We start from the raw sequence: 24,942 nt of genomic DNA, 5'->3' as shown, positions 1-24,942 counted from the left end.
GGCGACATGCATTAGACAATGAAAAAGGCCGGGAAGACCCGGCCTTTTCTTAATTCGTTGTCACCTGAGGTGTGGGGCTCCAGCCGCTTTGCGGCTTAAGGGAGTACTCCCATAATGAGGGCGCCGATAAATGCGAAAGCGGCGCAGATCATCAGAGCGTTTATTGGCCGTGTCAGTCCCATGGCATGACCTCCTCTGTGGCGTACGAAGGCTGAATCTAGGGGCAATTTGGCAACAGGCAAGCGGAAAATGTGCTGCAATGCGACAGGATTGTGGAAATTCCGACCTTTGAAATCCGGTAAGTCTACGAATTCACTTAGCAATCGGGTGCTTTCAGACTTGTGGAAAAAATGTGACGGATCCGCCTTGATTGTGCCGCATCTCGTTAGGGAAGGGCGGCACGCAATGCACCATTTTTCGACGCAGTGATTTGCACGCCGGCAAGCAAGGTCTCCAACCACGAGGCAGCCGACAGCGCCATGCGGTCGCGGCCGAAGCGGGCGAGCACCTGAACCCCAAGCGGCAATCCGGCCGCGTCGCTGATGCCCGGCACGTTGACGCAGGGATTGCCCGTCAGCGTCCACAGCTTGTTGAAGGCCGGCGAACCGGTCGACGACAGGCCCAGAGGCGCGGCGCCGGTCGCCGACGGCGTCAGGAGCACATCGACGGTTTCGAACAACGCACCGGTTTCGCGCCTGGCGCGCCGGGCAATGCGGCGCGTCTCGTCATAGGCTTCCGCTGACGTCGCACGGCCTTGCTCGAGGTTTTCGCGCAAGACGTCGCTCAGGCGGTCGCGATGGTTCTCGTATTCGAAGGCTAGCGCCAGTGCTGCCTCGAAGTTCTGCAGCGCGAGGTGGGCATCGCGCGCGGCAGTCAAAGCCGGCGGTTCGTCGATCTCGACGACCGCGGCGCCGGCCTTTGCGGCGCGTTCGGCTGCCAGTTCGACGGCGGCCTGCATGTCGGCGCTTGCCTCGCCCCATATGGATGTCCGGTAGAAGCCGACCCGCAGGGCTTTCGGGTCGACCGGTTCGACAGCCAGCGCGCGCCCGGTCAGCCGCGCCACGAAAGCCGCGGCGTCCGCGACGCTGGCGGCAAAGAAGCCGGCGGTGTCGAGCGACCAGGCGAAGGTTTTGACGCCGACCATCGGGACAAGCCGGAAGCTCGGCTTGTAGCCCGCGACGCCGCAATAGGCCGCCGGGCGGATCACCGAACCGCCGGTCTGCGTGCCCACCGCGACCGGAACCATGCCGGCGGCCACCGATGCGGCCGAGCCGGACGAGGAGCCACCCGGCGTGTGGGCGAGATTGCGCGGGTTGCGCGTGCCGGCCGGCTGCAGGAACGCGAATTCGGTGGTCACCGTCTTGCCGGCCAACACTGCGCCCCTGGCGCGCATCATCGCGACCAATGCCGCATCGCCGGCCGGGCGATTGCCGACATAGATGGCCGAGCCGAATTCGGTCGGCATGTCGTGCGTGTCGAAAATGTCTTTCACGCCGACCGCGATCCCTGCAAGCGGGCCGGTGGCCTTTCCGGCGATAGCCAGCGCGCCATCGCGGTCGGCCAGACTGCGGAACGCGCCGATCCGCGCATCCGTGGCGGCGATGGCATCGAAGCTCCGCGCCACTGTTTCTTGCGGCGTCGTCTCGCCGTTCTCGATGGCATTCAGGATGAACAATACCGACTGCAAGATTTCCCCCGGATGGCTTCCGAGGTCCACCTATCGCCGCTTGAGCAGCCGGCCGTCAATGGTGACGAGGCCGAGACCGATCAGGACCATGCCGCCCACTTCGAACAATTCCAGACGTTCGCCGAGGAAAACCGCGCCGAGCAGGATGGCGCTGACGGGCACCACCAGCGTCACCAGCGACGCGTTGGTGGCACCGGCCGACGCGACAATGTTGAAGAACAGAATGTAGGCGAAGGCGGTCGACAGCAGCGCCAGCGAGAACACGGCTAACCAGACATGCGGGCTGGCGGCGAAAAGGTTCGCGCCGCCGCTCATCGCCAGCACGACTGGGGTCATCATGACCGTCGATGCGGTCAACTGCCCGGTGGCAATCACGGTCGGCGGCAGCGCCCTGAAGCGCTTGGCGAAGATGACGGCAAAGGCATAGGAAAGCGAGGCGCCGACCAGCGCGAATTTCGCCCATACCGGACCGCCGATGCCGGCAAGCAGGCCGGGACCGATCATCACCGCGGTCCCTGCGATGCCAAGCAGGATGCCGGCGACTTTGTTCCAGGAGAGTTTCTCGTCGCTGGTCACCATGTTGGCCAGCAGCACCGTCCAGAACGGCGTGGTGGCGTTGAGCACCGAGGCGAGGCCGGCGCCGAGTTCGGTCTGGCCGGCGAAGATCAGCGAGAACGGGATGATGTTGTTCAGCAGCGCCAGCACGAAAAAACTTGCCGCATAGGGCAGTGCCAGCCGGAACGACGGCCCGCGAAAGCCGAGATAGAGATGCAGCGCCAGCGCGGCGATGGTGACGCGGAACAGCACCAGCGTCAGCGGCGGGATTTCGGCGACGGCAATACGGGCGAAAAAGAACGAACCGCCCCAGATGGCGCCGAGGAACAGAAGTCGTGCCCAGTTGCGGGCGCTCATCGTTGCTTGCAGGGGCGGATTGGCGATGTCGGCGGTCATTCGGTGTGTCCGTTGATGCGGCAGGTATAGCCGTAGGGACGACACAAAAGCAGTGCCACCCGATTTCGGCACTGGTACCAACCAACGGCTGCGCTTCGGATCGCGTAGGCCGAAAATGCTCGTTGCTTGTTGCGATTGAATTCCCATTGACTTTGGGTCAGCGCTATCGAGCGCGCCGGAAAGCCCTTCCGTCAATGGTGACCAGCCCGAGACCGATCAGCGCGATGCCGGCCAGTTCGAAAGTCTCGAACCGTTCACCGAGGAAAAGCGCGCCAAGGAAGATGGCGCTGACCGGCACGACGAGTGTTACCAGCGAGGCGTTTGTTGCGCCGGCCGAAGCGATGAGATTGAAATATAGGATGAAGGCGAATGCCGTCGAAAGCACCGCCAGCGCAACGACCGCGGACCAGACGGGCAAGCTTGCCGAAAGGAAGCCTGCCGATCCATGCGTCGCCAGAACGAGCGGGATCATGATGACCGTGGAGGCCGACAATTGTCCCGTAGCGACCACCACCGGCGAAACGTCGCGGAATCGCTTTGCGAAGATAACGGCCAGCGCATAGGAGATTGCCGCGCCGATCAGGGCGAGTTTTGCCCATAACGGGCTGCCGAGGCCGGTGAGAAGGCCTGGGCCGATCATCACCGCGGTTCCGGCGATGCCAAGCAGGATGCCGGCGACTTTGTTCCGGGAGAGCTTTTCATCGCTGGTGAGGATGTTGGCCAGGATCACCGTCCAGAACGGGGTTGTGGCATAGAGCACCGAGGCCGGACCTGCTCCAAGTTCGGTCTGGCCAACGAAAATCAGCGAGAAGGGGACCACATTGTTGAGCAGGGCAAGTAGCAGAAAAGCGGGTGCGCGCGTGAACACGGGCCGGAAAGAAAGGCCGCGCAGCGCCAGATAGACTTGTAGCACCATGGCCGCGATGCCGACCCGCAACAGGACGAGCATCAGTGGTTGAATTTCCGCGACCGCGACACGGGCGAAGAAAAACGAGCCGCCCCAGATAAGGCCGAGCAGCAGGAGCTGGCCCCAGTCGCGAGCGACCATTGTACTGGGTACCGGTTTTGCGAGATCTGCGACCATCGAGCGAATTTATGCAAACTCGCCGGCGGGACAAAAGGCATGGATTGCGCTCAAACCGCCTGATTCAAGTCGATATTTGCGTGCTTTAGGCATTGAAACGACGCTTGGTCCACGGCGTCGACGCTGTTAGGTTTCGCGCGCATTCGAGGAACGCCCATGCAACGATTCGATACCGCGCACGAGGCCGCGCTGGCGCTCAGACCCGACGATCCGATCTATTGCTTCCGTCCCGAGGTGCTGAAGGCGGATTGCCGGCAATTCATGGGCATGTTTCCCGGCAAGACTGCCTATGCGGTGAAGACCAATGGCGAGCAGATCGTGCTGAAGGCGCTGGTGGAAGCCGGCGTGACGGCCTTCGACGTTGCTTCGCCCGGCGAATTTGCGGCGGTCCGCGCGGTCTCGCCTGATGCCGAGATGCTCTACATGCATCCGGTCAAGGCGCAGTCCGACATCAGGCTGGCGCTGGAGAAATATGCGATCCGTGTCATCTCGATCGACCATGAAGACGAGGTCACCAAGCTGACGCGCGTCGTCAGGGCGCTCGACATCGATCCGGGCCAGATCACGGTCTTCGTGCGCATCCAGACCAAGGGTTCGGCAGCCTACGAACTTTCGAAGAAATTCGGGGCAGCGCCGGCCTACGCCGTCGAACTGGCCGAGCGGCTCAACCGCACCGGCTACAAGGTCGGCATCGCCTTCCATGTCGGCAGCCAGATCGAGGATCCGGACACATACGAACGGGCGCTGGCGACGGCCGACTGGATCCGCAACCGCATGGATGTGCCGCTTGCCGGCCTCGATGTCGGCGGCGGCTTTCCCGCCGAATACGGCCACGATCCCAACCGCAAGAAGCCGGAGATGCCTTCGCTCGGCCAGATCATGTCGCGGTTGCGGAACGACATCAGCGAATATCAGTTCGACGAAGTGCCGCTAGTCGCGGAGCCTGGCCGCGTCATCGTTGCTAAGGCATTCTCGCTGATCGTGCGCGTTCTGCTGCGCAAGGGGAGGCGGCTCTACATCAATGACGGCATCTGGGCGTCGCTGTCGGATTCATGGACCGGCAAGATCACGCTACCGGCGCGCTTCATCCCCGATCCGGCGATCCGCACCCGCAACGGCGAGGCCAAGAACATCGTGCCGTTCAAGGTATGCGGCGCGACCTGCGACTCGGTCGACATCCTGTCGAGGCCGTTCTGGCTGCCGGAAACCGTCGACACCGGCGACTGGATCGAGATCGGCCACATCGGCGCCTATTCGCTGTCGCTCCGCACCCGCTTCAACGGATTTTACCCGGACACGTTCGTGGAGATCGCGACGCCGTTCGACGAGGGCAAGGCGCCAGAAGGGTTTGCCAGCCTGGAGACGATGGCGGATTGAGGAAGGCTCTCCCTTCTCCCCTTGTGGGAGCAGATGGATCGGTGCGCAGCGCCGAGACGGATGAGGGGTGCTCGAGGAATTGAGGTGTTGAGTCCCGCCCAACACCCTTCATCTGCCTTCGCTCCGCTCAGGCACCTTCTCCCACAAGGGGAGAAGGGATGGTCTCACAGATTCGCCAGCAATGCCGGTGTCGGCCAACCGTCTACCGGCAGGCCGAGGCGGGCCTGCTCCTTGCGCACCGCTTCGCGGGTGCCGACGCCCAGGATGCCGTCGACCTTGCCGACGTCGTGGCCGAGCGCCTGCAGCTTGGTTTGCAGAAGCTTCATCGTTTCCCCGACGAGGCCTTCTTCAGGGGTGCGGCGTTCGAACGCCGGGTCGCCGGCGAGCCGTGCGGCGAAGTGTGCGGCAGTCAGCGTGTAGATGAACGACTGGTTCCACTCGAGATAGATGTCGTAGTTGTCGTAGCTGAGGAAGGCTGGGCCCTTGTGACCCATCGGCAGCACCAGGCCGGCGTTCAGGCCGTTGTCCTGCAGCGGCGAGCCGTCGCGCTGGGTGACGCCCCACTCCGCCCATTTCGGCAAGGGCAGCTTGTTGGTGCGGCCGGTCTCGTGCCACGGCAGTTCGTCCGGGATTTTTACTTCCTGCAGCCAGGGCTGCCCCGCTTTCCAGCCGCGCGATTGGATCTTGCTGGCGGTGGTGAGGATGACGTCGGGGGCACTGTTGCGCACGTCGACAAGGCCGTCGCCATCACCATCGACGCCGCGCTTGAGGATGTCGCTCGGCAGCATCTGGGTCTGGCCGATTTCGCCGGCCCAGGCACCGGTGACGCTGGCGGGCAAGTCGCCGTGGTTGATGAGGGTCAGCAGCGGCACGATCTGCGGCCGGAAAAGCTCCGGCCGGCGGCAGTCATGGGCGAGCGTCACCAATGCGTTCAGTGTGCGGAAATCGCCCTGCACGGCGCCATAGTCGGTCTCCAGTCCCCAGAACGCGGCGATCACCGGAGCCGGGATGCCGAACTCCTGCTCCGCGCGGGCGAAGACATCGGCATATTTCTTCAGGTTGGCCGCGCCCTGAGTCAGCCGGTATTTGTTGATCATCCGGTCGGAGAATTCGGCAAACGTCTGCGTGAAGACGCCCTGCGCTCGGTCCCGCTTGAGCACGTTCTCGTCAATCGCGGCGGTGGCCAGCGCGGCGAGGCCGGTCTCGCCGACACCTGCCTGGCGCGCTTCGTCCATCATCTGCTGCATCCAGGCGGAAAAATCGCCACCGCATTGTTGTGCCCACACCGGCGATGCCGCAAAGGCCATACAAAGCGCTGCTAGCGCTGTCTTCCGCAAGGTCATCAGCCCCGTCTCCGGTCATTTCATGGTTGCCTGCCGGTGCTTTGCCCAAAACCTGTGGCGAAAAGCAGGCAAGCCGGCGGATCAGTGCGTATTTGCCCTCAACCACTTCTTCCAGGACGCTTCGCTGCCGTTGAAGACGTTGATGTCGGCATCGCCCGTGATACCCGGCACCACGCCCGTGCCGGTGTACTGCCAGAAGGTGAAGGGGTGGCTGCCATACCTTTCCTGCGGATGGCCGGCGACCGAGCGCAGCCAGTAGGGATAACCGTGGAACGTCGACAGCTTGTTGTCGTCGAAAAAGTCGATCGAGGTGTAGATGATCGGCTTCTTGCCGTAGTGCTTCTCGACGATCTGGAGAAAGGTACGCATTTCGCTGCGCACAGTCTCGGCCGGCGGCCTGATCTTGCACGTCGGCGATTGCGGGTTCCACTCCATGTCAAGCACCGGCGGCAACGCGGCCTTGTCGCGCGGCACGTTGCGGATAAACCATGCCGCCTGCTGCTCGGCAGGCCGGCAGAAATAATAGAAATGATAGGCAGCGCGCGGGACGCCGGCGACGCGGGTCGAATTCCAGTGCTCGACGAAATAATCGTCGACGCGGTCGCCGCCCTCCGTCGCCTTGATGAAGGCAAAGGAAATGCCGCTGGCGCGGGCCGTCGGCCAGTCGATCGATCTCTGGTATTTCGAGACGTCGGTGCCGTGGACGGCATACTTCCACGGCGTATGGCCGCTCCAGTCGTGCGGGTCGCTGTCATTGAAACGCGGATAGGCGCGGGTCACCTTGCTGGTCACGGAGACATCGGTGCGGTTGGCGACTGGCGCCAGATCTTCCACCGTCGTGCAGGCTGTCAGCAGCCCTATCAAAGTCAAAGCCGCTAGACGGCGCATCCGTATTCCCCTCCGACCGCACATGCCCGAACGGACACAGCATACCACCCAGCGACCGCGGCCGCGATGGTCCGCATGCCGGACGGTCACCCCAGGACAAAGCCGGCATCCTCATGTCATCGCCGATCATGGTTGATTTTCGGTTGACCACGCTCGACATGCCCCGAAAATTGCGTGAGGAATGTCGGCAATTCGATGGCGGGGTTGAGGGACACCATGCGGATCGTGCTGAAAATCGTGAAATGGCTGCTTGGACTTGTCGTGCTGGCGATCGCCGGCGTCGCGATCTGGCTCTACGCCACGCCGCCTGCCCTGATCCGTGTTGCCTCCGGCTATTCCGCCAAGATCGTCTGCTCCAACGTGTTTATCGCCCGACGCGATCCCGACAATATCCTGCGCGTAGATGTGCAGGCGCCTGGCCACTGGCTGCTCGGCTATATGAACGTCGACGTGGACCGGGATCAAAAAACCGTTGGCGCGGCGCTACTCGGCATCTTCGGCAAGAGCGTCGCCGTGGCGCGCGACGGGCTGGGCTGCGCATCGGTGCCCGACGGCGACGTCGCCAGGGCAAAAGGCGTGGAGGTTTCCACGGCCGCGCCGGCAGCGCAGCAGGACGCCTTGTGGCCGGAAGGCAATCGCGTCGCGCCGTCGCAGGCTCCCGATTTCCAGGCCATCCTCAACGACGCCAGCCTGATCGGCAAAGGCATGCGCGCCGTCGTCGTGGTTCACAATGGCCGTATCATCGGCGAACGCTACGCCGACGGTTTTTCCGCCGACACGCCGCTGCTCGGCTGGTCGATGACGAAAACGGTGACGGCGGCGATCGTCGGCACGCTGGTGAAAGGCGGCAAGCTCGCGGTCGACAGGAAGGAACTGTTCGAACCGTGGAAGGCCGACGGGCGCAAGGACATCAGTCTCGCCGATCTGATGGCGATGTCCTCCGGGCTGGAATTCAACGAGGATTACGGCGACGTCACCGATGTGACGCGCATGCTCTACTTGGAGCCGGATATGGCTGGCTTCGCCGAGGCGAAGCCGCTGGCTGGCGATGTCGGCAAGGTGTGGAGCTATTCCAGCGGCACGACGCTGATGCTGTCGCGCATCTGGCAGGATGCGCTCGGCGAACCCACCAAGGCGCTCGATTGGCCGCGCCAGGCACTGTTTGGTCCGCTCGGCATGAACAGCGCGGTGCTGGAGGCCGACGAGAACGGCACCTTCGTCGGTTCGTCCTATCTCTATGCCACCGGACGCGATTGGGCGCGCTTCGGCCAGTTCCTGCTGAAGGACGGCAACTGGAACGGCACTCAGATCCTGCCGGCCGGCTTCGTCTCCTGGATGCGCGAGGAAGCACCGGCCTCGAAAGGTGAATACGGCAAGGGACAATTGTGGCTGCACGGGCCGGACGCCGGCGTGCCTGCGGGCGCCGACCCGGATGCCGGTTTCGACCTGCCGGCCGACACGTTCTGGATGCTCGGCCATGACGGCCAGTCAGTGGCGATCATCCCGTCTAAGAAACTGGTGGTGGTGCGGCTCGGGCTGACGCCGTCGAAGCTCGGCTTCAGAACGCAAGGGCTGGTGGCAGCGCTGGCGCAGGTGGTGGAGTAGAGGCCCGGATCAGTTCGGTTTGCGCAACACCGCAAGCACCGCATAACCCCGGTAAAGCGTTTCGAAACGAAGGGTTGAGCCGGTTCGTTCGGATTCCGATTCCAGCACTTCGCGCATCGAATCGCGCGGGCTGACATGGAACTTCGCCAACCAGGCGCGCAGCACGCTGCGGAACCAGCGCGGCAGGCGCTCCTGACCGCCGAAATCGACGATATGCAGCGAACCGCCGGGTTTCAGCGCGGCCAGCGACGCCGCGACGGCCTTTTCCCAGCCGGGAATCATCGACAGCGAATAGGAGATGAACACGCGGTCGAAATTTTCGCGGGCAAATAGTTTTCCGGCATCGAATGCCGTGGCATCGCCCTGGGCAAGCCTGACCTTGTGCTGCAAATCCTCGCCGGTGATTGCCGCCGACGCTGTCTCCAGCATCTCGCTCGAAATATCGAGGCCGAAGAAGCGAGCCTCGGGATAACGGCGTGTGGCGAGGATGATGTTGCGGCCCGTGCCGCAGCCGAGTTCCAGCACGGTTCCGTTCGGCGGCACGTCGAGCCCGTCGATCATCCGATCTCGGCCGAGCAGGTAATATTTACGCGTCAGGTCGTAGATGTGTCGCTGGCGCCGGTAGACGCCGTCCATCAGCGCGGCGTGGCCCGAATGGCGTTCGACCGCGCTCATCAGGCTTTCTTCACGTAGAGGTGGAAGCCGCCATAGATGGCCGAGCGGTCGCGCGCGGACAGATCGAGCGACTGCTCCTCCTCGTAGGTCCACTGGTCGAGCAGGGCGGGCGAGACGCGGCCGGGCAGCAGGCTGGGCTCGGCTGCCGTGCGGAAGATGACGCGCGCGCTGGGCGCGGCGGTGCGGGTGATCTCGGTCCACACCGCGTTCAGCTGGTCGTCGGTCATCCAGTCCTGCGCGTCGAGCAGGATGTAGCGGTCGACGCTTGCGGCGCCCTTGCCGGCGAGCAGTTCGGTGAAGTTGGCGTGATGAACGGTGACGCGGCCGGCGTTGCGGCGGATCGTGTCGTAGCTTTCCGGTTCGAGATAGGCGGGCAGCCGCGCCTCGCCGGGCTGGGGGTAGCGGCGCGCGAACGCCTGCCAGGCGAAATAGTTGTCGCGGAGCGGAAAGTGGCAGGCGAGCTTTTCCAATCGCACCGACAGCACGTTGGCCATGGTGCCGTCGCCCGAGGTAATCAGCGAGTCGTACTGCGCCGGCGGAATGCCGAGGCCGAAGAGCGAGGCCTTCCTGGCGGTCGCCCAGCGCAGCAGCCGGCGGTCGAACAGCGGCGCCAGATATTCCTCGAAGAAGCGGCGCTGGTCGCGCAGCGTGCGCGCCTCCATGATGCGTGCCGGGTCGATGCCATAGAGCTTTGCGACACGATGGCCGGTGGCGATGAAGAAGCCGAGCAGGCCGGTCTGGTAGAAATTCTTCTCGAACACCGCGATGCGGCGCTGGCCGCGCCAGTTGCGGCGTTCCCAGTAGGCGCGCGTGACGCGGTCGAGATGCGGCGCGATGAAACGGTCGTAGGCGGCGGGATTGTGGGCGTGGCCGTTGCCGCCGAAGAAGCGGAAGAGATCGGCCTGGGCCGGCAGGTGACGCACCGCCGCGAGCTTCATGCGGTTCAGCGCCACATGTGCGGTGTTGAGGTCAACGGCATCGATCCTGGCTGGAGAACGCGTAAGATAGGCCAGCGCGTTGCAGCCGCCCGATGCGATGGTGACGATGCGATGGCCTTCGGACAGCTGCATCGCTTCCATGTCGATTTCCGGGTCCTCCCATATCTGCGGATAGACGAGGCCGGAGAAGAGCAGGGCGAACAGCCGCTCCGACAGGCCGGCCTTCGACAGTGCACGATTCTGGTAGACAGCTTTTCCAAGACGCTTGTTACGGACGAAACCAATTTCCGATGAGACGTCGGTCATGGCAAAGCGATTCCCCATTGCAATTGAGGCAAGCGGGTAGCGCAGAGTGATGACAGGCGGGTGACAGAGCGATGACGGTTCGGCGGCGACGGATCGCTCGAAAAATCCTGCGCCCAATCAGAAGTTCCTTGTCAAAAACAAATCTGTTATATAACATAAAATTTATATAAAGGACTCGTGATAATGCGAAACCTGGATACAGCATTTCTGGCGCTGGCCGATCCGACCCGGCGCGCCATTCTGGCGCGGCTGGCGCTCGGGGAGGCGACGGTGATGGAACTGGCGGAGCCTTTCGACATGACGCAGCCCGCCGTTTCACGGCACCTGAAGGTGCTCGAAGGAGCAGGGCTGATCACACGCCGGGTGGAGGGCACGAAACGTCCTTGCCGCCTGGCGCCCGACGCGATCGCCGAAATCGATCGATGGCTGGACTGGCTCCGCCAGGCGATGGCCCGCAACTACGACCGGCTCGACGACGTTCTGGCCGAAATGCAAACCGAGGAAGGAAAGGAAAAACCATGAGCAAGCTTACGCTCACCACCGAGGGCGACCGGCATGTCGTCGTCACCCGCCGTTTTGCTGCTTCGCCGGAAGCCGTGTTTCGTGCCCATACCGACCCGAAGCTTGTCCAGAAATGGCTGCTCGGGCCGGACGGCTGGTCGATGCCGATCTGCATCAACGAGGCAAAGCCGGGTGGAAAGATCCGTTACGAGTGGTCGGACGGCAAGGGCGCCGGTTTCCACCTGACGGGGGAGTACGTCGAAGTCGAGCCCTACAGCCGCATCGTTCATATCGAGCGCATGCATCTGCCCGACCCGACGCCCGACAATCATGTCGAGACGCGGTTCGAGAAGGATGGCACCGGCACCCTGATGATCATGCGCATGACGCTACCGGACGCGGAAACGCGCGCGGCCATGCTGGCGACCGGCATGGACGAAGGAATGGAGGCAAGCTACGCCCGCATGGAAGGCATGCTCCAGCGAGGCGAACTGGCGGCCTGAGGGTGGGGGCTTGCACTCCTGCGTTGCGCTGAGCATCCTCGGCTCTACCCAGGAGGTTCAATGACTCGGCGCGATTTCGACCCTGCGACCGTCACACCGGACGGTCGCCATCCTGCCAAGGCCAAGCTCTTCGACGGCACCCTCGATGGTCCTTATCGCGGCTCGGTCAACGGCGAAGCCCTGGCAACGCAGATCACGGTGCTGAGCTACGGCAACGACGAACCGGGGACGGGCCCCGGGCTGCACGTGCATCCCTACGACGAGGTATTCGTGGTCCAGCAGGGCCGTGCGCGGTTCTTCGTCGGCGATCAGGTGATCGACGCGGAGGCCGGCGAAACGGTGATGGGACCCGCCGGCCTGCCGCACCGGTTCATCAATCTCGGTCCCGGGAGGCTCCAGACGCTCGACATTCACCTCTCGCCCCGCTGGATACAGACCAATCTGGAATAGGGGGGACGCGGCTCAGCCGCGCCCAAATCCTCCTGCCGTCGGGGTGGTGACGATCACCGCCTCGCCCGCCTCCAGAATCGTCTGGTCGCAGGCTTTCAGCGTGTCGACGCTGCCGTCCAGGCGGCGCACTTCGGTCTTGCCCACCTTGCCGTCGCCGCCGCCATCGACGCCGCGCGGCGGGTGCGATCGATGCGAGGACAGAATCGCGCATTCCATTTTCTCCAGAAAGCGGATCGTGCGTCGCGTGCCATCGCCGGCGTTCCACTTGCCCGTGCCGCCGGATGCCGCGCGGACATAAAAATCCTCGAGCAGCACCGGGAAGCGCAGTTCGAGGATTTCTGGATCGGTGAGGCGCGAATTGGTCATGTGGGTGTGCACGCCCGAGGTGCCCGTGAAACCGCGGCCATCGTTCATTTGGCCCGCCGGCGAGCCAGAGCAGATCGTTTCGTAATACTGATATTTCGCGTTGCCGAAGGTGAGGTTGTTCATGGTGCCCTGCGCGTTGGCCAGTGCCCCCATGGCGCCGAACAGCGCGTTGGTGACGTGCTGCGAGGTCTCGACATTGCCGGCCACCACGGCGGCGGGATAGGCGGGCTTCAACATGCAGCCGTCCGGAATGACGATGTTGATCGGCCTCAGGCAGCCGGCATTCATCGGGATCATGTCTTCGACCATGACGCGGAAGGCATAGAGAACCGCCGCGCGCGCCACCGGTTCCGGCGCGTTGAAATTGTTCTTCTCGACGTTGGACGTGCCGGTGAAGTCGAGCGTCGCCTCGCGCTTTTGCCGGTCGACGGTGATCTTCACCTTGATGACCTGGCCGGTGTCGGTCGGATATTCATATTCGGAACTGTCGGGCAGCCGCTCCAGCACGCGGCGCACACTCTCGGCGGCGTTGTCCTGGACATGGCCCATATAGGCTTCGACCACGTCGAGCCCGAAATGCGCGACCATCTTGCGAAGTTCGGCGACGCCCTTCTCGTTGGCGGCAATCTGCGCCTTCAGGTCGGCGATGTTCTGTTGCGGATTTCTCGCGGGATATGGGTGGTCGGTCAGCAGCGTCTGCAGTTCCTTCTCGCGGAACCGGCCGCGTTCGACGATGCGAAAATTATCGAACAGCACGCCTTCCTCATCAACCGTGGTCGCCAGCGGCGTCATGGAGCCCGGCGCGGTGCCGCCGACATCCGCGTGATGGCCGCGTGCGGCGACGTAGAAGAGGATTTCCTTGCCGCCGTCGTCGAACACCGGCGTCACCACGGTTATGTCCGGCAGGTGCGTGCCGCCATTGTAGGGCGCGTTCAGTGCAAACACGTCGCCCGGACGGATATCGCCTTCGTTCAAGCGGATGATGGTTTCGACGGAGCGGTCCATGGAGCCGAGGTGCACCGGCATATGCGGCGCGTTGGCGACCAGCGCCCCGGTGCGGTCGAACACGGCACAGGAAAAATCGAGCCGCTCCTTGATGTTGACCGAATAGGCGGTGTTCTGGAGCGTCACGCCCATCTGTTCGGCGATCGACATGAAGAGGTTGTTGAACACTTCGAGCATGACCGGGTCGGCCGCGGTGCCGAGCGCTGCCCGGCGCTGCTTCTTCTCGGTGCGGCGCAACAGCACGTGGTTGCGGAGGGTTATTTCGGCCTGCCAGCCGGCTTCGACGACAATGGTCTGGTTGGCCTCGATGATGAGGGCAGGGCCGGCGATCAGGTCCGAAGAGCGCAAGGCATCGCGCCGATACACGCCGGCTTCCTGCCACTGGCCGTCGGCGTAGAGCTCTCGCGTTTCCGCCGCGGCAGGCCTTGCGCGAGGTGGGCCGGAGGCGGCGATAGCCTCGTCATTTCGCTCGGTGCCGACATTGCTGCCCTCGACGGCGACGGTCTCCACGATCAGCTTCTTGTCGTCGTATATGAAACCGAACTGCGCCTTGTGGGCAGTCTCGAAATCGGCTTTAGCCGCGTCCACGGACCTGTGGGCGAAATGGATCGGGAGGGTGGTGTCGGTTCCGTCGTAGCGGATGTGGAGCAGGGGCCTTGCGTCCACCGCTTCGCCGGATATTCCCTGGGCGGCGAGTTCGCCGGCCACTGCTTGCGTCAGCGAGCCGATCAATTCCTCGATGGCAGGCAAGGAATCGGCTGCCAGCGGTGCGAGCAAAGCCTGCTGGCGCGCGGCAAAGATGCTGGCCAGGCCGATGCCGTAGGCCGAGAGCAGGCCGGAGAATGGGTGGATCAGCACTGATTCCATGCCGAGCGCGTCGGCGACGAGGCAGGCATGCTGACCGCCGGCGCCGCCAAAGCAGTTCAGCAGATATTCGGTGACGTCATAACCGCGCTGGACAGAGATCTTCTTGATGGCGTTGGCCATGTTTTCGACGGCGATGGTGACAAAACCTTCCGCCACCGCTTCGGGCGAACGGCCATCGCCTATCTCGGCCGCAAGGGCGGAGAACTTTTCTCGCACGACCCTGGCGTCCAGCGGCTGGTCGTGGCGGGGGCCGAAGATCGTCGGGAAGAAATCGGGCTGTAGCTTGCCGAGCATGACATTGGCGTCGGTGACGGCGAGGGGGCCGCCGCGGCGATAGCAGGCCGGCCCTGGGTTGGCGCCTGCCGAATCCGGTCCGGCGCGAAAACGTCCGGCCTCGAAATGCAGGATCGAGCCGCCCCCCGCTGCGACCGTATGGATGCGCATCATCGGCGCGCGCACGCGGACCCCGGCGACCTCGGTGTCGAAGACCCGTTCGTAATCCCCGTCGAAGTGGGTCACGTCGGTGGAGGTACCGCCCATATCGAAGCCGATGACTTTTTCGAAGCCGGCGAGCTTCGCCGTCTCGATCATGCCGACGACGCCGCCGGCCGGGCCGGAGAGCAGCGCATCCTTGCCCTGAAATATGTCGGCGGCGGTGAGGCCGCCGGAGGACATCATGAACATCAGGCGGGGACCTTCCCTCTCCCTTGAGGGGAGGGTGGCGGCGGAGCCGTCGGGTGGGGTAGCTTCGGCAATGCTCGGCGCGTTAGCGGTGCCTTCTGAGGTTACCCCCTCTGCCCGCTGCGCGGGCATCTCCCCCTCAACGGGGGAGAATATCCCGAGCTCTTCACCGACCTGCCTCACATACCGCGACAGGATCGGCGACAGATAGGCGTCGACCACGGTGGTGTCGCCGCGACCGACCAGCTTGACCAGCGGCGAGACCTCGTGGCTGACCGAAACCTGGGCAAAGCCAAGCTTGCGGCAGACTTTCGCGATTGCCTGCTCGTGTTCGGGAAACTTCCAGGCATGCATGAAGACGATGGCGACGGCATCGATGCCATCCGCCTTCGCCTGCTCGATCAACGGGTTGACCGCGGCGATGTCGAGCAGCCGTTCAACCGTTCCGTCCGCGCGAACGCGTTCCTCGACCTCGATGACGCGCTCGTAGAGCTGCTCCGGCAGAATGATCTCTTTGGCAAAAATATCCGGGCGCGCCTGGTAGGCGATCTTCAGGGCATCGCGAAATCCCTTGGTGATGAGCAGCAGCACCCGGTCGCCCTTGCGTTCCAGGAGCGCGTTGGTGGCGACCGTCGTGCCCATCTTGATGTCGCCGATCACGCCGGCCGGGATCGGCGCTCCGGTGTCCAGACCGAGCAGGTCGCGAATCCCCTGGATGGCGGCATCGCGATAGGCTCCGGGATTTTCCGAAAGCAGCTTCTTCGGATGCAGGTTGCCTCGCGGGTCGCGGCCGATGATGTCGGTGAAGGTGCCGCCGCGATCGATCCAGAAATCCCATTTGGCGCTCATCTGGTTCTCCGATTTCCGAATGGACAGGAAATTCCGTCCCATGATAGGTTGTCATGAATTTATCGATGTTTTACCGATAAATCATGATCGAAGGAAGAGCCAGATGAAAAAGGATGGCACGACGGTCGGCCCCGTGGTTTCCGCGGCACATCTCGCCGAAGGCGCCATGCCTGCGCTTTCCGAAATGGAATTCGCGCTGACGGTGATGGGCAATGCATTCCAGCGATGGATCGTGCGCTGCATGGCGGCGGCGGGTTTTCCCGGCCTTGGCCATATCGACGTGCTTATCCTACACGCCACCAATCACCGGTCGCGAGAAAAGACGCTGTCCGACCTCTGCATGATGTTCAACATAGAAGACACGCATGTCGTGACCTATGCGCTGAAGAAACTGGAAAGTATCGGGCTGATCGATACCGGACGCCGCGGCAAGGAAAAGACGGTCAAGGTGACCGCCGCCGGAGCGGATGCGTGCCGCCGCTATCGGGACATTCGCGAGGCGTTGCTGATCTCCAGCATCAAGTCGCTGAAATTCGATGAAGACGAACTGAGCCGCATCGCCGCGTTGATGCGCGCTTTGTCCGGGCAATATGACCAGGCCGCCCGCGGTGCCGCCAGCCTCTGATCGCGACGGCCAAAAGTCCTGCAAGCACAAATTGTTAAGTGCGGTTAGCCGATGTGACGCAACGTCTTGTGGATGGATGGTATTGTAGCGATGACTGGCCGTTTCATACGGCGCTGTCGTCTCGCAGATTACCAAGGAGAAAGACAATGAGGAAACTTGTTCTCGCGGTCGCCGGCATTGGCCTACTCGGTCTCGCCGCCTGCAATGACAACCAGGGAGGCGGCGGTGGTACCGCCACGCCGCCAGCGACAACCGAGCCCGCGCCGGCAACGCCGCCCGCAACGGAGCCGGCACCGGCGACACCGCCGGCAACGCCCCCGGCGCAGTAAACGCACAATCCTCCCAATTGCCGATTGCGAAGAGGCCGGATCGCCGATCCGGCCTTTTCTTTACCAAATCCTGTAAATCCCTGTGCGTTTTGGTGTTTTCTTGCGCAAAGCAGTCGATTTGAGGCCCAACTTCGCCTCAATTCAGGTATGTACGCTTTGCGGTGGGCTTATTTGAGCTACTACATGAGGGATTACACATGAACAGATTGCTTCTTGTTTCGCTGGCCGGAGTTTCGATGCTGGCGCTTGCTGCTTGCGGCGAAAGCGAGCAGAAAACCGAGACACCTCCCGCAACCACCGAACAGCCGGCCGCCCCAGCCGAGCCGGCGCCGGCTCCTGCCGCTCCCGCTGAACCCGCTCCCGCTGAACCCGCTCCCGCCCCGGCCGAACCAGCTCCGGCCGCACCGGCCCCAGCCGCGCCGGCTGCCCCCGCCGATCCGGCGAAGGCTGCCGAGGATGCCATGAATGCGCTGAAGGAGCAGGCGGCGTCGATGACTGCCGAGCAGAAGCAGCAGGCGGTGACAGCCGCCCGTACGAGCGCCGAAGCCGCCGCGAAGGCCGCCGGCCAGACGGAGGACCAGGCCAAGCAGGCCGGAGATGCGGCGGAAGCCGCCGCCAAGCAGGCGCTCGGCGTCCAGTAAGCCGTACTGCGCAAGAGTACTGTTGCGGCCAGCCCTCGGGCTGGCCGTTTCTTTTTCCGGGCAGCGGGTCAATGTTGGTTTCTGCAAAAATTCCAGCGCGGTTTCGGGCCTCCGTGGCATCAAGCCGCCTCGCCATTTTCGTGGTTTGCCTCTAAGAAGCGCGCATGTCGATTTGGGAACGGATAGGTTATTTCGTTTCGCGCGTTTCAGCTTCGGCGCGCGCCGGTGCGGTGGACGTCGCCGAGGCCTTGCGCACGATTTTCGCCGGCGACCCCGAGCTGCGCCGTCGCGTGGCTTTTTCGGTGGCGATGATTGCGCTGTCGGCGAAGATGGCAAAGGCGGACGGCGTGGTATCGCAGGCCGAGATCCGGGCTTTCCAGGAAATCTTCCAGATTCCGCCGAAAGAAACCCGCAACGTGGCGCGGCTCTACGATCTTGCCCAGGCTGATATCGCCGGCTTCGAGGCCTATGCGGCGCGGATGGCCGGGCTCTGCGGCTCGGGCCACGCCAATTGCGGCATGCTGGAAGACATTCTTGACGGGCTCTTCCACATAGCCAAGGCCGATGGCGTGATGCATGAGCGCGAAGGGATGTTCCTCAGGCGTATAGCCGAGATATTCAAGATCGACGAAGCGCACTACCAGCGCATCCTTGCCCGTCATCTCGATCTGGGCGACGCAGACCCCTATGCGATCCTCGGCATAGAGCGCGGCGCGCCCTTCGATGAAGTCCGCAAGCACTACCGCAAGCTTGTCGCCAGCAACCATCCCGACCGGCTGATTGCGCGCGGTCTGCCGCAGGAATTCATCGCCATCGCCACGACAAGGCTTGCCGCCATCAACGGCGCCTACGAACTGATCGAAAAGGGCCTCAGGGCGGTATGAGCGGATTTCCTGCCGATCATGAGGGTGCCGAGGTGCGGGTCTCGCCCAATTTCGGCCCGCGCCGTGAAGGTGCAAGGCCCGAGTTCATCATTCTCCATTACACGGGCATGGAAACCGGAGAAGCGGCCGAGTCCTGGCTCTGCGATCCCGTGAGCGAGGTTTCGTCGCATTATCTCGTGCATGAGGATGGGGCGATCACGCAAATGGTGCGGGAAAGCGACCGGGCCTGGCATGCGGGAAAAGGTTCGTGGCGCGGCGAAACGGACGTGAATTCGTCGTCGATCGGCATAGAGATCGTCAATCCGGGACACGTTCTCGGCTATCATGATTTTACTGATGCGCAGATCGGCGCCGTCATCGTTCTTTGCCGTGGCATCGTCGCCCGACACCGTGTCATGCCGGAGAACGTGCTTGCCCACTCCGATGTGGCACCTGGTCGCAAGGTGGATCCGGGCGAAAAGTTTCCCTGGCAGGTTCTGGCGCGTGCCGGCATCGGACATTACGTCGAAGCTTCGCCGATTGGCGGCGGCCGCTTCCTGTCGGCTGGGGACCGTGGCGAACCGGTCGAGGCGCTGCAATCGATGCTCGCGCTTTACGGCTACGGCGTTGAGATCAGCGGCATTTTCGACCAGCAGACCAAAACCGTCGTCGAGGCGTTTCAGCGTCATTTTCGGACAGAACAGATCGATGGAATAGCTGACCGTTCGACGATAAAAACACTACACCAATTGCTCTCCGCGCTGCCGCAAAGTCTCACTTAAGTATTTTTGCCGAAATCCTTTTGATTGCAGCCTGTTACCCAAAGTGACTTGCTGTGCCCTCATTGACGCAAATTCCCTCGTCACACGGCGTCTTGTGCAGAATGTCGGGTCGCCTTTCGTGTTGCCGGCAAATCAAGAAAACCGCCCGCGAAAGACTTTGCGGCCAATAAAGAGCATCGGAATACATGATAAAACTTAAAGTTGCGGTGGCCCTGGCTGCCGGATTGGTAACTTTTGCCGCCGCCGCCCAGGATCGGGTGGAGAACCCAAAAGTCATGGCGCAGAATTCGGCCAAGAAAGCTGCCGCAGCCAAAGCCCGGAAATCCGCGAAGGAAGCCGAACCCTGCCCGTATCTGTTCGGTTGCGGTTCCGCCAAGAAAGCAGCGGAAAAGGCCGACAAGCCGAATGCGGCCAAGGTGCAGAAGGCTTCGGTTTCGAAGCGCGTCAGCCCGAAGCTGGTCGCCAAGGCACAGAAGGACGTCGAGGGCGCGGAGAAGCCGGCCACGCGCAAGACCTCGGCAAAGAAGGCACGTCGCCCGAACGTGGACAAGATGCAGACCGCCTCGATTTCCTCGGCGCGCGTCAGCCCCAAGCTGATCGCCAAGGCACGCAAGGATGTGCAGGGCGCGGAAAAGCCGTCCGCCGGCAACGGCACGGTTTCCAATGTGCAATACGGTTCGATCGTAGCCCGTTATGCGGCGTCCTATGGCGTTCCGGCGTCGCTTGCCCACGCGGTGATCCGCGTCGAGAGCAATTATCGCGTCAATGCGCTTGGCAGCGCCGGTGAAATCGGCCTCATGCAGATCAAGCCGGCGACGGCGCGCATGATGGGCTATAGCGGCTCGTCGAAAGGCCTTTACAATCCCGAGACCAACATCAAGTTCGGCATCAAGTATCTTTCGATGGCGCACAAGCTCGGCGGCGGCACGACGTGCGGCACGATCCTGAAGTACAATGCCGGCCACGCCGCCAAGCGGATGAATCCGATTTCGGCGCGTTATTGCTCCAAGGTGAAGCAGCACCTCGCAGGCGTGTGAAGCTGCCAACGAGTTCCATATCGGAAAAGCCCGTCTCATGAGGCGGGCTTTTCATTTTTTACAATTTCCCATGTGCGTCGCCGCCTGGATGCATTTGACGAACTCAGCTCGGCTTCACCCTCGCCAATATCTGGATGGCAGCCGAAAGGCATTAATCGACGTGCTCGGGCAACGCCTTCAGCTGGTCCGTAGTCATCTGTGTGATGGCGTGCACAGTGCCATCTTCGTCGCGCATGAAATCCAGTTGACCCGCCAGCAGCGACACACGCTTTGAACCGATGCCCAGAAACCCGCCGAGGTCGAAAACGACCTGAGCCTGATCGCCGGTTCCGTGGATGTGGTCTACCGAACTGATTTCGTCGTCGTCACGGCCGTAGATAGACGCCCCTTCGACGACGTCCGGGCGCAATTCGTCGCTGGTGAGGCGTACGTGATTGGTGTGGTCCATTGCTTCGCTCCCTGATGTTGAACTGGGCTAACCCCGGCGCGGCCATTCCGTTCCGAATGAAGGACGAGATTTGATGGAAGCGTTATTTCCCTGTTTGGCCGCAGCCTGACCAATCTCGTTTCATGGGCTGCCTGACAGGATGCGGCGGCTTTTTCATTTGCATTTTCCCTGCTTAGCACCTTTATACGCGTTGCCAGCTGGCCGGGCGGCCGCACCTGCAACAGCCGAAAGGCAGCAGGTGAGGAAAGTCCGGGCTCCATGGAAACACGGTGCCGGTTAATTGCCGGCGGGGGCGACCCCAGGGAAAGTGCCACAGAAAGCAAACCGCCCGCCGGCGCCCTCGGGCTTCGGCGCGGTAAGGGTGAAACGGTGGGGTAAGAGCCCACCGCGCGACTGGCAACAGGAGCGGCACGGTAAACCCCACCGGGAGCAAGACCGAATAGGGATGGTACGAGGGGAAACCCTCAGGGTCGTTTCCGATCCCTCCATCCGGGTAGGTTGCGTGAGGCGGTTGGCAACACCCGCCCAAGAAGAATGGCCGCCACGTTTCCGCGCCGCAAGGAGCGGAGGCCATACAGAACCCGGCTTACAGGCCAGCTGGCAATTTTCGAAAAGTTTTGATTTCAATGGGTTGGCAGCGTTGGCGGCCACATTGAGTCAATCGGCTGGCGAACCTCAGCTCTTTCGTGGTTTGAATCTGGTTCGAGCCGCAAATTGCGATTTGCACTGAAGCCCGTCAGACCTTCGGCAGTGCCGCTTCAATCGCTTTCCACAATTCCTCGACCGGTTCGCAGCCGATCGATAGCCGCACGAAACCCGGCGCAACGGCGTCACCCCAGCGGGCCCGGCGTTCTGCTGACGTGTGAACGCCACCAAAAGATGTGGCCGGCTGGATCAACTCGCATCCGTCGATGAAGGCTTCGGCCTCGGCTTCCGAGCCGAGCCTCAACCCGATCAGAAAGCCGAAACGCTGCATCTGGGCGCGCGCCAGATTATGGGCGGGATCATTTTCGAGGCCGGGGAAACGGACGGACTGCGCGGCAGGATGTTCGGCGAGGCGGCGCGCGACGATCTCGGCCGAATTGCACATGCGGTCGAACCGCACATCGAGCGTTTCGAGGCCGCGATGCACGAGCCAGGCTTCGAACGGGCCCGGGATGCCGCCCGCGAATTTACGCCATTCGGTGAGCGCAGCAATGATCTTTGCGTCGCGGCTCGCGACGTGGCCGAACAGCACATCGGAATGGCCGTTCGGCGCTTTCGTATCGGCCGCAACCACGACATCGGCGCCGAGATCGAGCGGACGCTGGCCGAGTGGGGTCATCGTGGTGTTGTCCGCCACGACAAGCGCGCCGGTCGCATGCGCGGCTTTGCAGACCATCTCGATATCACAGATATCGAGACCTGGATTGGACGGCGTCTCGACGAAGACAAGCCGATAATCATCGAAACCGCCATCCAGGAAGGATGCGGTCGGACGTGTGTCGGCTGTAATGCCGAGTGGCTTCAGGAAACGGTCGGCGAGTACACGTGTCGTGTAGTAGCCGTCCGAAGGCAGCAGGATACGGTCGCCGGTCTTGAGCAGGGTGAAGAATACGGAGGAAATGGCTGCCATCCCGGACGGAAAGGCGATGGCAGGTGCATCCTCGAGATGCGAAAGTATGGCTTCGACGGCATCCCATGTCGGGTTATTGAAGCGCCCGTATTGCCGGAAGCCTGAAGGATCGCCAGGCAGATGATACATCGCCGCCATGGTGAGCGGCAGCGGCACCGGGTCACCCTTTTCCAATTCATGGCGCCGCAAATGGGCAAGGCGCGCTGCGCGTGAATTGTCATGATCGGGCATATTTGGCTTTCGTTGGCTGAAATTGTAGAAGATCTGACGGAACGCTATTCGCGGCGTGGATACGGAGCAAGCCGGCAGAGCGCTAACGGTTCGTTAGCATGACACTTTGCAAGGTTGCCAACTGATCCATATGAATGGTGTCGTCATGCTGGGCAGATACCGGGGTCGAGATAGTCAGGAGCGAACGATGCAGCGGTTTCCGGTCTGGATGGCAATAATTGCACTGGCAGCGATTGCTGGCTGCCAGACGAGCACGCCTGTAAAGCCTATTGCAAATGGCTGCTCCTACAGACCCGCCGATGCCGGGCTCTGCGAACCGCCGAGCAACTTCAGGCTGTTCGACTATATTGTGGGTGCGAAATAGCGCCATCGCCGCGAAGCCCGGTTGGGCATCGCCGTGAACAGGGTCGGGGCCACTGCCTGCCGACTTCTCCAAGCTCCTGTTTAAGACGATCTCAGGTGGCCAAGTATCTGACGTGGTTCACTCCACGCCGGGCACACTAATAATTCGTTAGGCATAATGACCGATAACTGTCCGGATGCCGATTGCCCGGGTTCAAAGAGGGGTTCGGCAAGCTTTGTGTAACCTGTTCCCGTTGACGCCCATATTGCCCCATGGTATCCCATATCTTCAATCAAGACTTCGTTCCAGTTTCGGGTGAAGCGTTCGCCAAACCGGCAGCCGCGGCGGCTTTCGGGAGCGGAAGCCTTGCCTGCGACAGGAGCGAAAAAAATATCTTGAGGGAATGGCGCTTCGGCGCGGGGATTTTGATGGAAAGGGGCGCGGCGGCGGAAGCGGCTGTATCGAGCGATGGACCGATTTCTGTCAAACGCGGTGAACAGGATCGATGCCAAAGGGCGGGTTTCCGTGCCGGCGCATTTCCGTTCCGTGGTGCAGAAGAGGGGCTATTCGGAACTCTACGCGCTGCGGGCGCTGGACATTCCGGCGCTGGATGTCGGCGGGCTCGACCTTCTCGACCGCTACGAAGAGCGGATCGCCAAGGAGGATCCTTTCCTGCAGGCGGCGGACGACATGTCGTTCTTCATCCATGGCGACGGCTCGTTTCTGAAACTCGACCAGGACGGCCGCATCACTGTCAACGATTTCATCCGCGAACATACGGGCATTTCGACGGATGTCGCGTTTGTCGGGCGCGGCAATTTTTTTCAGATATGGGAGCCGGAGCGACTGAGGGCCTATGGCGCCGAAGCGCGGGCGCGGCTCCTGAAAGTTCGCCAGGCGGCCGCTTCCTCAAGGCTTGCCGGAGAAACGGGATGATGGCGGGCCACGGCGAAGATACCTACGCCGTTGGCGGACCGGTCCGTCACATCCCGGTTCTGCTCGACGAGGTGCTTGCGGCGCTTGCGCCGCTGGATGGTCAATCGATCGTCGATGGCACATTCGGCGCGGGAGGCTACACCAGGGCGCTTCTTGCAGGCGGCGCCACCGTCGTGGCGGTCGACCGCGATCCCGATGCAATCTCGGTGGGACGGGACCTCGAGGCGCAGTCAAAGGGGAGACTGCGCCTCGTTCACGGCCCATTTTCGCGGCTCGACGACTACGTCGACGCGGCCGACGGCGTGGTTCTCGACATTGGCGTGTCGTCAATGCAACTGGACCAGGCCGAGCGCGGTTTTTCCTTCCGAGCCGATGGGCCGCTGGACATGCGGATGGCCAGGGCGGGGATGAGCGCGGCCGATGCCGTCAATCGTTTCAAGGCCGGCGACCTTGCCCGGATTTTCGGCTTCCTGGGCGAGGAAAGGCATGCCGGCCGCATTGGTCGGATGATCGAGAAGCGTGCCGCCGAGCAGCCCTTCCTGCGGACGCGCGACCTTGCCGAGGCGATAGAGGCGCTGGTCGGCCGCAATCCCAAGGACAAGATCCATCCCGCGACCCGCGTGTTCCAGGCGCTGAGGATCTTCGTCAATGACGAACTGGGCGAACTGGCGCGCGCGCTGTTTGCGGCCGAACGCGTATTGAAGCCCGGTGGAAGGCTCGCCGTGGTGACGTTCCATTCCCTGGAGGATCGCATCGTGAAGCGGTTCTTCGCCGATCGCGCGGGAAGCGGCGGCGGCTCCAGGCACATGCCGGAAGTCCTCATCCAGCCGGCGACATTCGAAAAGTCCGGCAAGGCATTGCCTGCCTCGGACGAGGAAGCGGCGCGGAACCCGCGCGCCCGCTCGGCAAAGCTGAGAAGCGGCGTACGCACCACAGCGCCTTCGCGTGCCGCCGATCATTCGATCTTCGGATTTCCGAAACTGCCGGATGTCCAGTCTCCGGGAGAGAGGTAAAAA

General features: G+C 62.6%; 23 protein-coding genes and 1 other RNA gene. 14 read left to right on the top strand and 10 right to left on the bottom strand.

All coding sequences use genetic code 11. The annotated features are described in order from the left end of the window. Window positions 1-385 precede the first annotated feature (385 nt). From OHD58_RS14410 to OHD58_RS14400, 3 genes are all read right to left on the bottom strand, one after another. Window positions 386-1,687 (bottom strand): amidase, encoded by a 1,302-nt coding sequence (locus OHD58_RS14410; protein ID WP_263804068.1) that lies wholly within the window; start codon window positions 1,685-1,687, stop codon window positions 386-388. Between the two features lie 30 nt (window positions 1,688-1,717). Continuing rightward, on the bottom strand, window positions 1,718-2,638 hold the full coding sequence (locus OHD58_RS14405; RefSeq protein WP_263804067.1) for a DMT family transporter: 921 nt from the start codon (window positions 2,636-2,638) through the stop codon (window positions 1,718-1,720). Between the two features lie 163 nt (window positions 2,639-2,801). Then, the gene (locus OHD58_RS14400) at window positions 2,802-3,722 is read right to left on the bottom strand and encodes a DMT family transporter (RefSeq protein WP_263804065.1); all 921 of its coding nucleotides are present in this window, start codon (window positions 3,720-3,722) and stop codon (window positions 2,802-2,804) included. A gap of 156 nt (window positions 3,723-3,878) precedes the next feature. Here OHD58_RS14400 and OHD58_RS14395 point away from each other — a divergent pair, with 156 nt between their 5' ends. Beyond that, a complete protein-coding gene (locus tag OHD58_RS14395) occupies window positions 3,879-5,099 on the top strand; it encodes an alanine racemase (protein WP_263804064.1) in 1,221 nt (406 codons plus the stop codon). Window positions 5,100-5,263: 164 nt separating this feature from the next. Here OHD58_RS14395 and OHD58_RS14390 read toward each other — a convergent pair whose 3' ends face one another. Then, a complete protein-coding gene (locus OHD58_RS14390) occupies window positions 5,264-6,442 on the bottom strand; it encodes a lytic murein transglycosylase (RefSeq protein WP_263804063.1) in 1,179 nt (392 codons plus the stop codon). An 81-nt stretch (window positions 6,443-6,523) separates the two neighbouring features. After that, window positions 6,524-7,330 carry a glycoside hydrolase family 25 protein gene (locus tag OHD58_RS14385; RefSeq protein ID WP_263804062.1) on the bottom strand — a complete coding sequence of 269 codons (807 nt, stop codon included), beginning with the start codon at window positions 7,328-7,330 and terminating at the stop codon, window positions 6,524-6,526. Window positions 7,331-7,546: 216 nt separating this feature from the next. Between OHD58_RS14385 and OHD58_RS14380 the strand changes: the two genes are divergently transcribed. Then, a complete protein-coding gene (locus OHD58_RS14380) occupies window positions 7,547-8,935 on the top strand; it encodes a serine hydrolase domain-containing protein (protein ID WP_263804235.1) in 1,389 nt (462 codons plus the stop codon). Between the two features lie 9 nt (window positions 8,936-8,944). On the opposite strand, the gene OHD58_RS14375 is transcribed toward OHD58_RS14380, so the two are convergent. Together OHD58_RS14375 and OHD58_RS14370 are read right to left on the bottom strand one after the other, a co-directional pair. Beyond that, a complete protein-coding gene (locus tag OHD58_RS14375) occupies window positions 8,945-9,610 on the bottom strand; it encodes a class I SAM-dependent methyltransferase (RefSeq protein WP_263804061.1) in 666 nt (221 codons plus the stop codon). Beyond that, a complete protein-coding gene (locus tag OHD58_RS14370; RefSeq protein ID WP_263804060.1) occupies window positions 9,610-10,854 on the bottom strand; it encodes a DUF3419 family protein in 1,245 nt (414 codons plus the stop codon). Before OHD58_RS14370 ends, OHD58_RS14375 begins: the two co-directional genes overlap by 1 nt. A gap of 183 nt (window positions 10,855-11,037) precedes the next feature. Here OHD58_RS14370 and OHD58_RS14365 point away from each other — a divergent pair, with 183 nt between their 5' ends. Genes OHD58_RS14365 through OHD58_RS14355 form a run of 3 tightly spaced genes read left to right on the top strand, consistent with a single transcriptional unit; the run spans window position 11,038 to window position 12,308 of the window. Next, window positions 11,038-11,376: an ArsR/SmtB family transcription factor gene (locus OHD58_RS14365; RefSeq protein ID WP_263804059.1), complete on the top strand. Its 339-nt coding sequence runs from the start codon at window positions 11,038-11,040 to the stop codon at window positions 11,374-11,376. Then, on the top strand, window positions 11,373-11,858 hold the full coding sequence (locus tag OHD58_RS14360) for an SRPBCC domain-containing protein (protein WP_263804057.1): 486 nt from the start codon (window positions 11,373-11,375) through the stop codon (window positions 11,856-11,858). Before OHD58_RS14365 ends, OHD58_RS14360 begins: the two co-directional genes overlap by 4 nt. Before the next feature lie 60 nt (window positions 11,859-11,918). Further along, window positions 11,919-12,308, top strand: coding sequence for a cupin domain-containing protein (locus tag OHD58_RS14355; RefSeq protein WP_263804055.1), 390 nt, complete (start codon window positions 11,919-11,921; stop codon window positions 12,306-12,308). 12 nt (window positions 12,309-12,320) lie between these two features. On the opposite strand, the gene OHD58_RS14350 is transcribed toward OHD58_RS14355, so the two are convergent. After that, window positions 12,321-16,076, bottom strand: a complete 3,756-nt coding sequence (locus OHD58_RS14350) for a hydantoinase B/oxoprolinase family protein (protein WP_263804054.1) — start codon at window positions 16,074-16,076, stop codon at window positions 12,321-12,323. Between the two features lie 103 nt (window positions 16,077-16,179). Between OHD58_RS14350 and OHD58_RS14345 the strand changes: the two genes are divergently transcribed. The 6 genes from OHD58_RS14345 (at window position 16,180) to OHD58_RS14320 (ending at window position 20,353) form a co-directional block, all read left to right on the top strand. Then, a complete protein-coding gene (locus tag OHD58_RS14345) occupies window positions 16,180-16,701 on the top strand; it encodes a winged helix DNA-binding protein (RefSeq protein WP_263804052.1) in 522 nt (173 codons plus the stop codon). Window positions 16,702-16,847: 146 nt separating this feature from the next. Beyond that, complete coding sequence (locus tag OHD58_RS14340) at window positions 16,848-17,030, top strand: hypothetical protein (RefSeq protein ID WP_263804051.1); 183 nt, start codon at window positions 16,848-16,850, stop codon at window positions 17,028-17,030. A gap of 197 nt (window positions 17,031-17,227) precedes the next feature. Then, a complete protein-coding gene (locus tag OHD58_RS14335) occupies window positions 17,228-17,671 on the top strand; it encodes a hypothetical protein (RefSeq protein WP_263804050.1) in 444 nt (147 codons plus the stop codon). 164 nt (window positions 17,672-17,835) lie between these two features. Next, window positions 17,836-18,555 (top strand): J domain-containing protein, encoded by a 720-nt coding sequence (locus OHD58_RS14330; RefSeq protein WP_263804049.1) that lies wholly within the window; start codon window positions 17,836-17,838, stop codon window positions 18,553-18,555. After that, window positions 18,552-19,316: an N-acetylmuramoyl-L-alanine amidase gene (locus tag OHD58_RS14325; protein ID WP_263804048.1), complete on the top strand. Its 765-nt coding sequence runs from the start codon at window positions 18,552-18,554 to the stop codon at window positions 19,314-19,316. The genes OHD58_RS14330 and OHD58_RS14325 overlap by 4 nt, the downstream gene beginning before the upstream one ends. A gap of 185 nt (window positions 19,317-19,501) precedes the next feature. Next, a complete protein-coding gene (locus OHD58_RS14320; protein WP_318528257.1) occupies window positions 19,502-20,353 on the top strand; it encodes a lytic transglycosylase domain-containing protein in 852 nt (283 codons plus the stop codon). A 151-nt stretch (window positions 20,354-20,504) separates the two neighbouring features. Here the strand turns inward: OHD58_RS14320 and OHD58_RS14315 are convergent, their stop codons facing one another. Next, window positions 20,505-20,801 (bottom strand): PRC-barrel domain containing protein, encoded by a 297-nt coding sequence (locus OHD58_RS14315; RefSeq protein WP_263804047.1) that lies wholly within the window; start codon window positions 20,799-20,801, stop codon window positions 20,505-20,507. A 193-nt stretch (window positions 20,802-20,994) separates the two neighbouring features. Here OHD58_RS14315 and rnpB point away from each other — a divergent pair. After that, window positions 20,995-21,406: RNase P RNA component class A (gene rnpB / locus OHD58_RS14310), an RNA gene on the top strand. Between the two features lie 131 nt (window positions 21,407-21,537). Here the strand turns inward: rnpB and OHD58_RS14305 are convergent. Continuing rightward, window positions 21,538-22,647 (bottom strand): cystathionine gamma-lyase, encoded by a 1,110-nt coding sequence (locus OHD58_RS14305; protein WP_263804045.1) that lies wholly within the window; start codon window positions 22,645-22,647, stop codon window positions 21,538-21,540. A gap of 811 nt (window positions 22,648-23,458) precedes the next feature. On the opposite strand from OHD58_RS14305, the gene mraZ reads away from it, so the two are divergent. Together mraZ and rsmH are read left to right on the top strand one after the other, a co-directional pair. Next, on the top strand, window positions 23,459-23,926 hold the full coding sequence (gene mraZ, locus OHD58_RS14300) for a division/cell wall cluster transcriptional repressor MraZ (protein ID WP_263804043.1): 468 nt from the start codon (window positions 23,459-23,461) through the stop codon (window positions 23,924-23,926). Further along, the gene (gene rsmH / locus OHD58_RS14295; protein ID WP_263804042.1) at window positions 23,923-24,939 is read left to right on the top strand and encodes a 16S rRNA (cytosine(1402)-N(4))-methyltransferase RsmH; all 1,017 of its coding nucleotides are present in this window, start codon (window positions 23,923-23,925) and stop codon (window positions 24,937-24,939) included. Before mraZ ends, rsmH begins: the two co-directional genes overlap by 4 nt. Window positions 24,940-24,942 lie beyond the last annotated feature (3 nt).

It is taken from the genome of Mesorhizobium sp. ZC-5 (genome assembly GCF_025753855.1).
In the GTDB taxonomy this organism is placed as follows: Bacteria; Pseudomonadota; Alphaproteobacteria; order Rhizobiales; family Rhizobiaceae; genus Neomesorhizobium.
The sequence above is the reverse complement of the archived record's forward strand: the minus strand, read 5'-3'. Positions and strand labels throughout refer to the sequence as shown.

What these genes read in the sequence shown, in the direction of transcription:
- OHD58_RS14405 (WP_263804067.1), bottom strand. Translation starts at nt 2,638, where the DNA reads ATGACCGCCGACATCGCCAATCCGCCCCTGCAAGCAACGATGAGCGCC.
- OHD58_RS14400 (WP_263804065.1), bottom strand. Translation starts at nt 3,722, where the DNA reads ATGGTCGCAGATCTCGCAAAACCGGTACCCAGTACAATGGTCGCTCGC.
- OHD58_RS14395 (WP_263804064.1), top strand. Translation starts at nt 3,879, where the DNA reads ATGCAACGATTCGATACCGCGCACGAGGCCGCGCTGGCGCTCAGACCC.
- OHD58_RS14390 (WP_263804063.1), bottom strand. Translation starts at nt 6,442, where the DNA reads ATGACCTTGCGGAAGACAGCGCTAGCAGCGCTTTGTATGGCCTTTGCG.
- OHD58_RS14385 (WP_263804062.1), bottom strand. Translation starts at nt 7,330, where the DNA reads ATGCGCCGTCTAGCGGCTTTGACTTTGATAGGGCTGCTGACAGCCTGC.
- OHD58_RS14380 (WP_263804235.1), top strand. Translation starts at nt 7,547, where the DNA reads ATGCGGATCGTGCTGAAAATCGTGAAATGGCTGCTTGGACTTGTCGTG.
- OHD58_RS14375 (WP_263804061.1), bottom strand. Translation starts at nt 9,610, where the DNA reads ATGAGCGCGGTCGAACGCCATTCGGGCCACGCCGCGCTGATGGACGGC.
- OHD58_RS14370 (WP_263804060.1), bottom strand. Translation starts at nt 10,854, where the DNA reads ATGACCGACGTCTCATCGGAAATTGGTTTCGTCCGTAACAAGCGTCTT.
- OHD58_RS14365 (WP_263804059.1), top strand. Translation starts at nt 11,038, where the DNA reads ATGCGAAACCTGGATACAGCATTTCTGGCGCTGGCCGATCCGACCCGG.
- OHD58_RS14360 (WP_263804057.1), top strand. Translation starts at nt 11,373, where the DNA reads ATGAGCAAGCTTACGCTCACCACCGAGGGCGACCGGCATGTCGTCGTC.
- OHD58_RS14355 (WP_263804055.1), top strand. Translation starts at nt 11,919, where the DNA reads ATGACTCGGCGCGATTTCGACCCTGCGACCGTCACACCGGACGGTCGC.
- OHD58_RS14350 (WP_263804054.1), bottom strand. Translation starts at nt 16,076, where the DNA reads ATGAGCGCCAAATGGGATTTCTGGATCGATCGCGGCGGCACCTTCACC.
- OHD58_RS14345 (WP_263804052.1), top strand. Translation starts at nt 16,180, where the DNA reads ATGAAAAAGGATGGCACGACGGTCGGCCCCGTGGTTTCCGCGGCACAT.
- OHD58_RS14340 (WP_263804051.1), top strand. Translation starts at nt 16,848, where the DNA reads ATGAGGAAACTTGTTCTCGCGGTCGCCGGCATTGGCCTACTCGGTCTC.
- OHD58_RS14335 (WP_263804050.1), top strand. Translation starts at nt 17,228, where the DNA reads ATGAACAGATTGCTTCTTGTTTCGCTGGCCGGAGTTTCGATGCTGGCG.
- OHD58_RS14330 (WP_263804049.1), top strand. Translation starts at nt 17,836, where the DNA reads ATGTCGATTTGGGAACGGATAGGTTATTTCGTTTCGCGCGTTTCAGCT.
- OHD58_RS14325 (WP_263804048.1), top strand. Translation starts at nt 18,552, where the DNA reads ATGAGCGGATTTCCTGCCGATCATGAGGGTGCCGAGGTGCGGGTCTCG.
- OHD58_RS14320 (WP_318528257.1), top strand. Translation starts at nt 19,502, where the DNA reads ATGATAAAACTTAAAGTTGCGGTGGCCCTGGCTGCCGGATTGGTAACT.
- OHD58_RS14315 (WP_263804047.1), bottom strand. Translation starts at nt 20,801, where the DNA reads ATGGACCACACCAATCACGTACGCCTCACCAGCGACGAATTGCGCCCG.
- OHD58_RS14305 (WP_263804045.1), bottom strand. Translation starts at nt 22,647, where the DNA reads ATGCCCGATCATGACAATTCACGCGCAGCGCGCCTTGCCCATTTGCGG.
- mraZ (WP_263804043.1), top strand. Translation starts at nt 23,459, where the DNA reads ATGGACCGATTTCTGTCAAACGCGGTGAACAGGATCGATGCCAAAGGG.
- rsmH (WP_263804042.1), top strand. Translation starts at nt 23,923, where the DNA reads ATGATGGCGGGCCACGGCGAAGATACCTACGCCGTTGGCGGACCGGTC.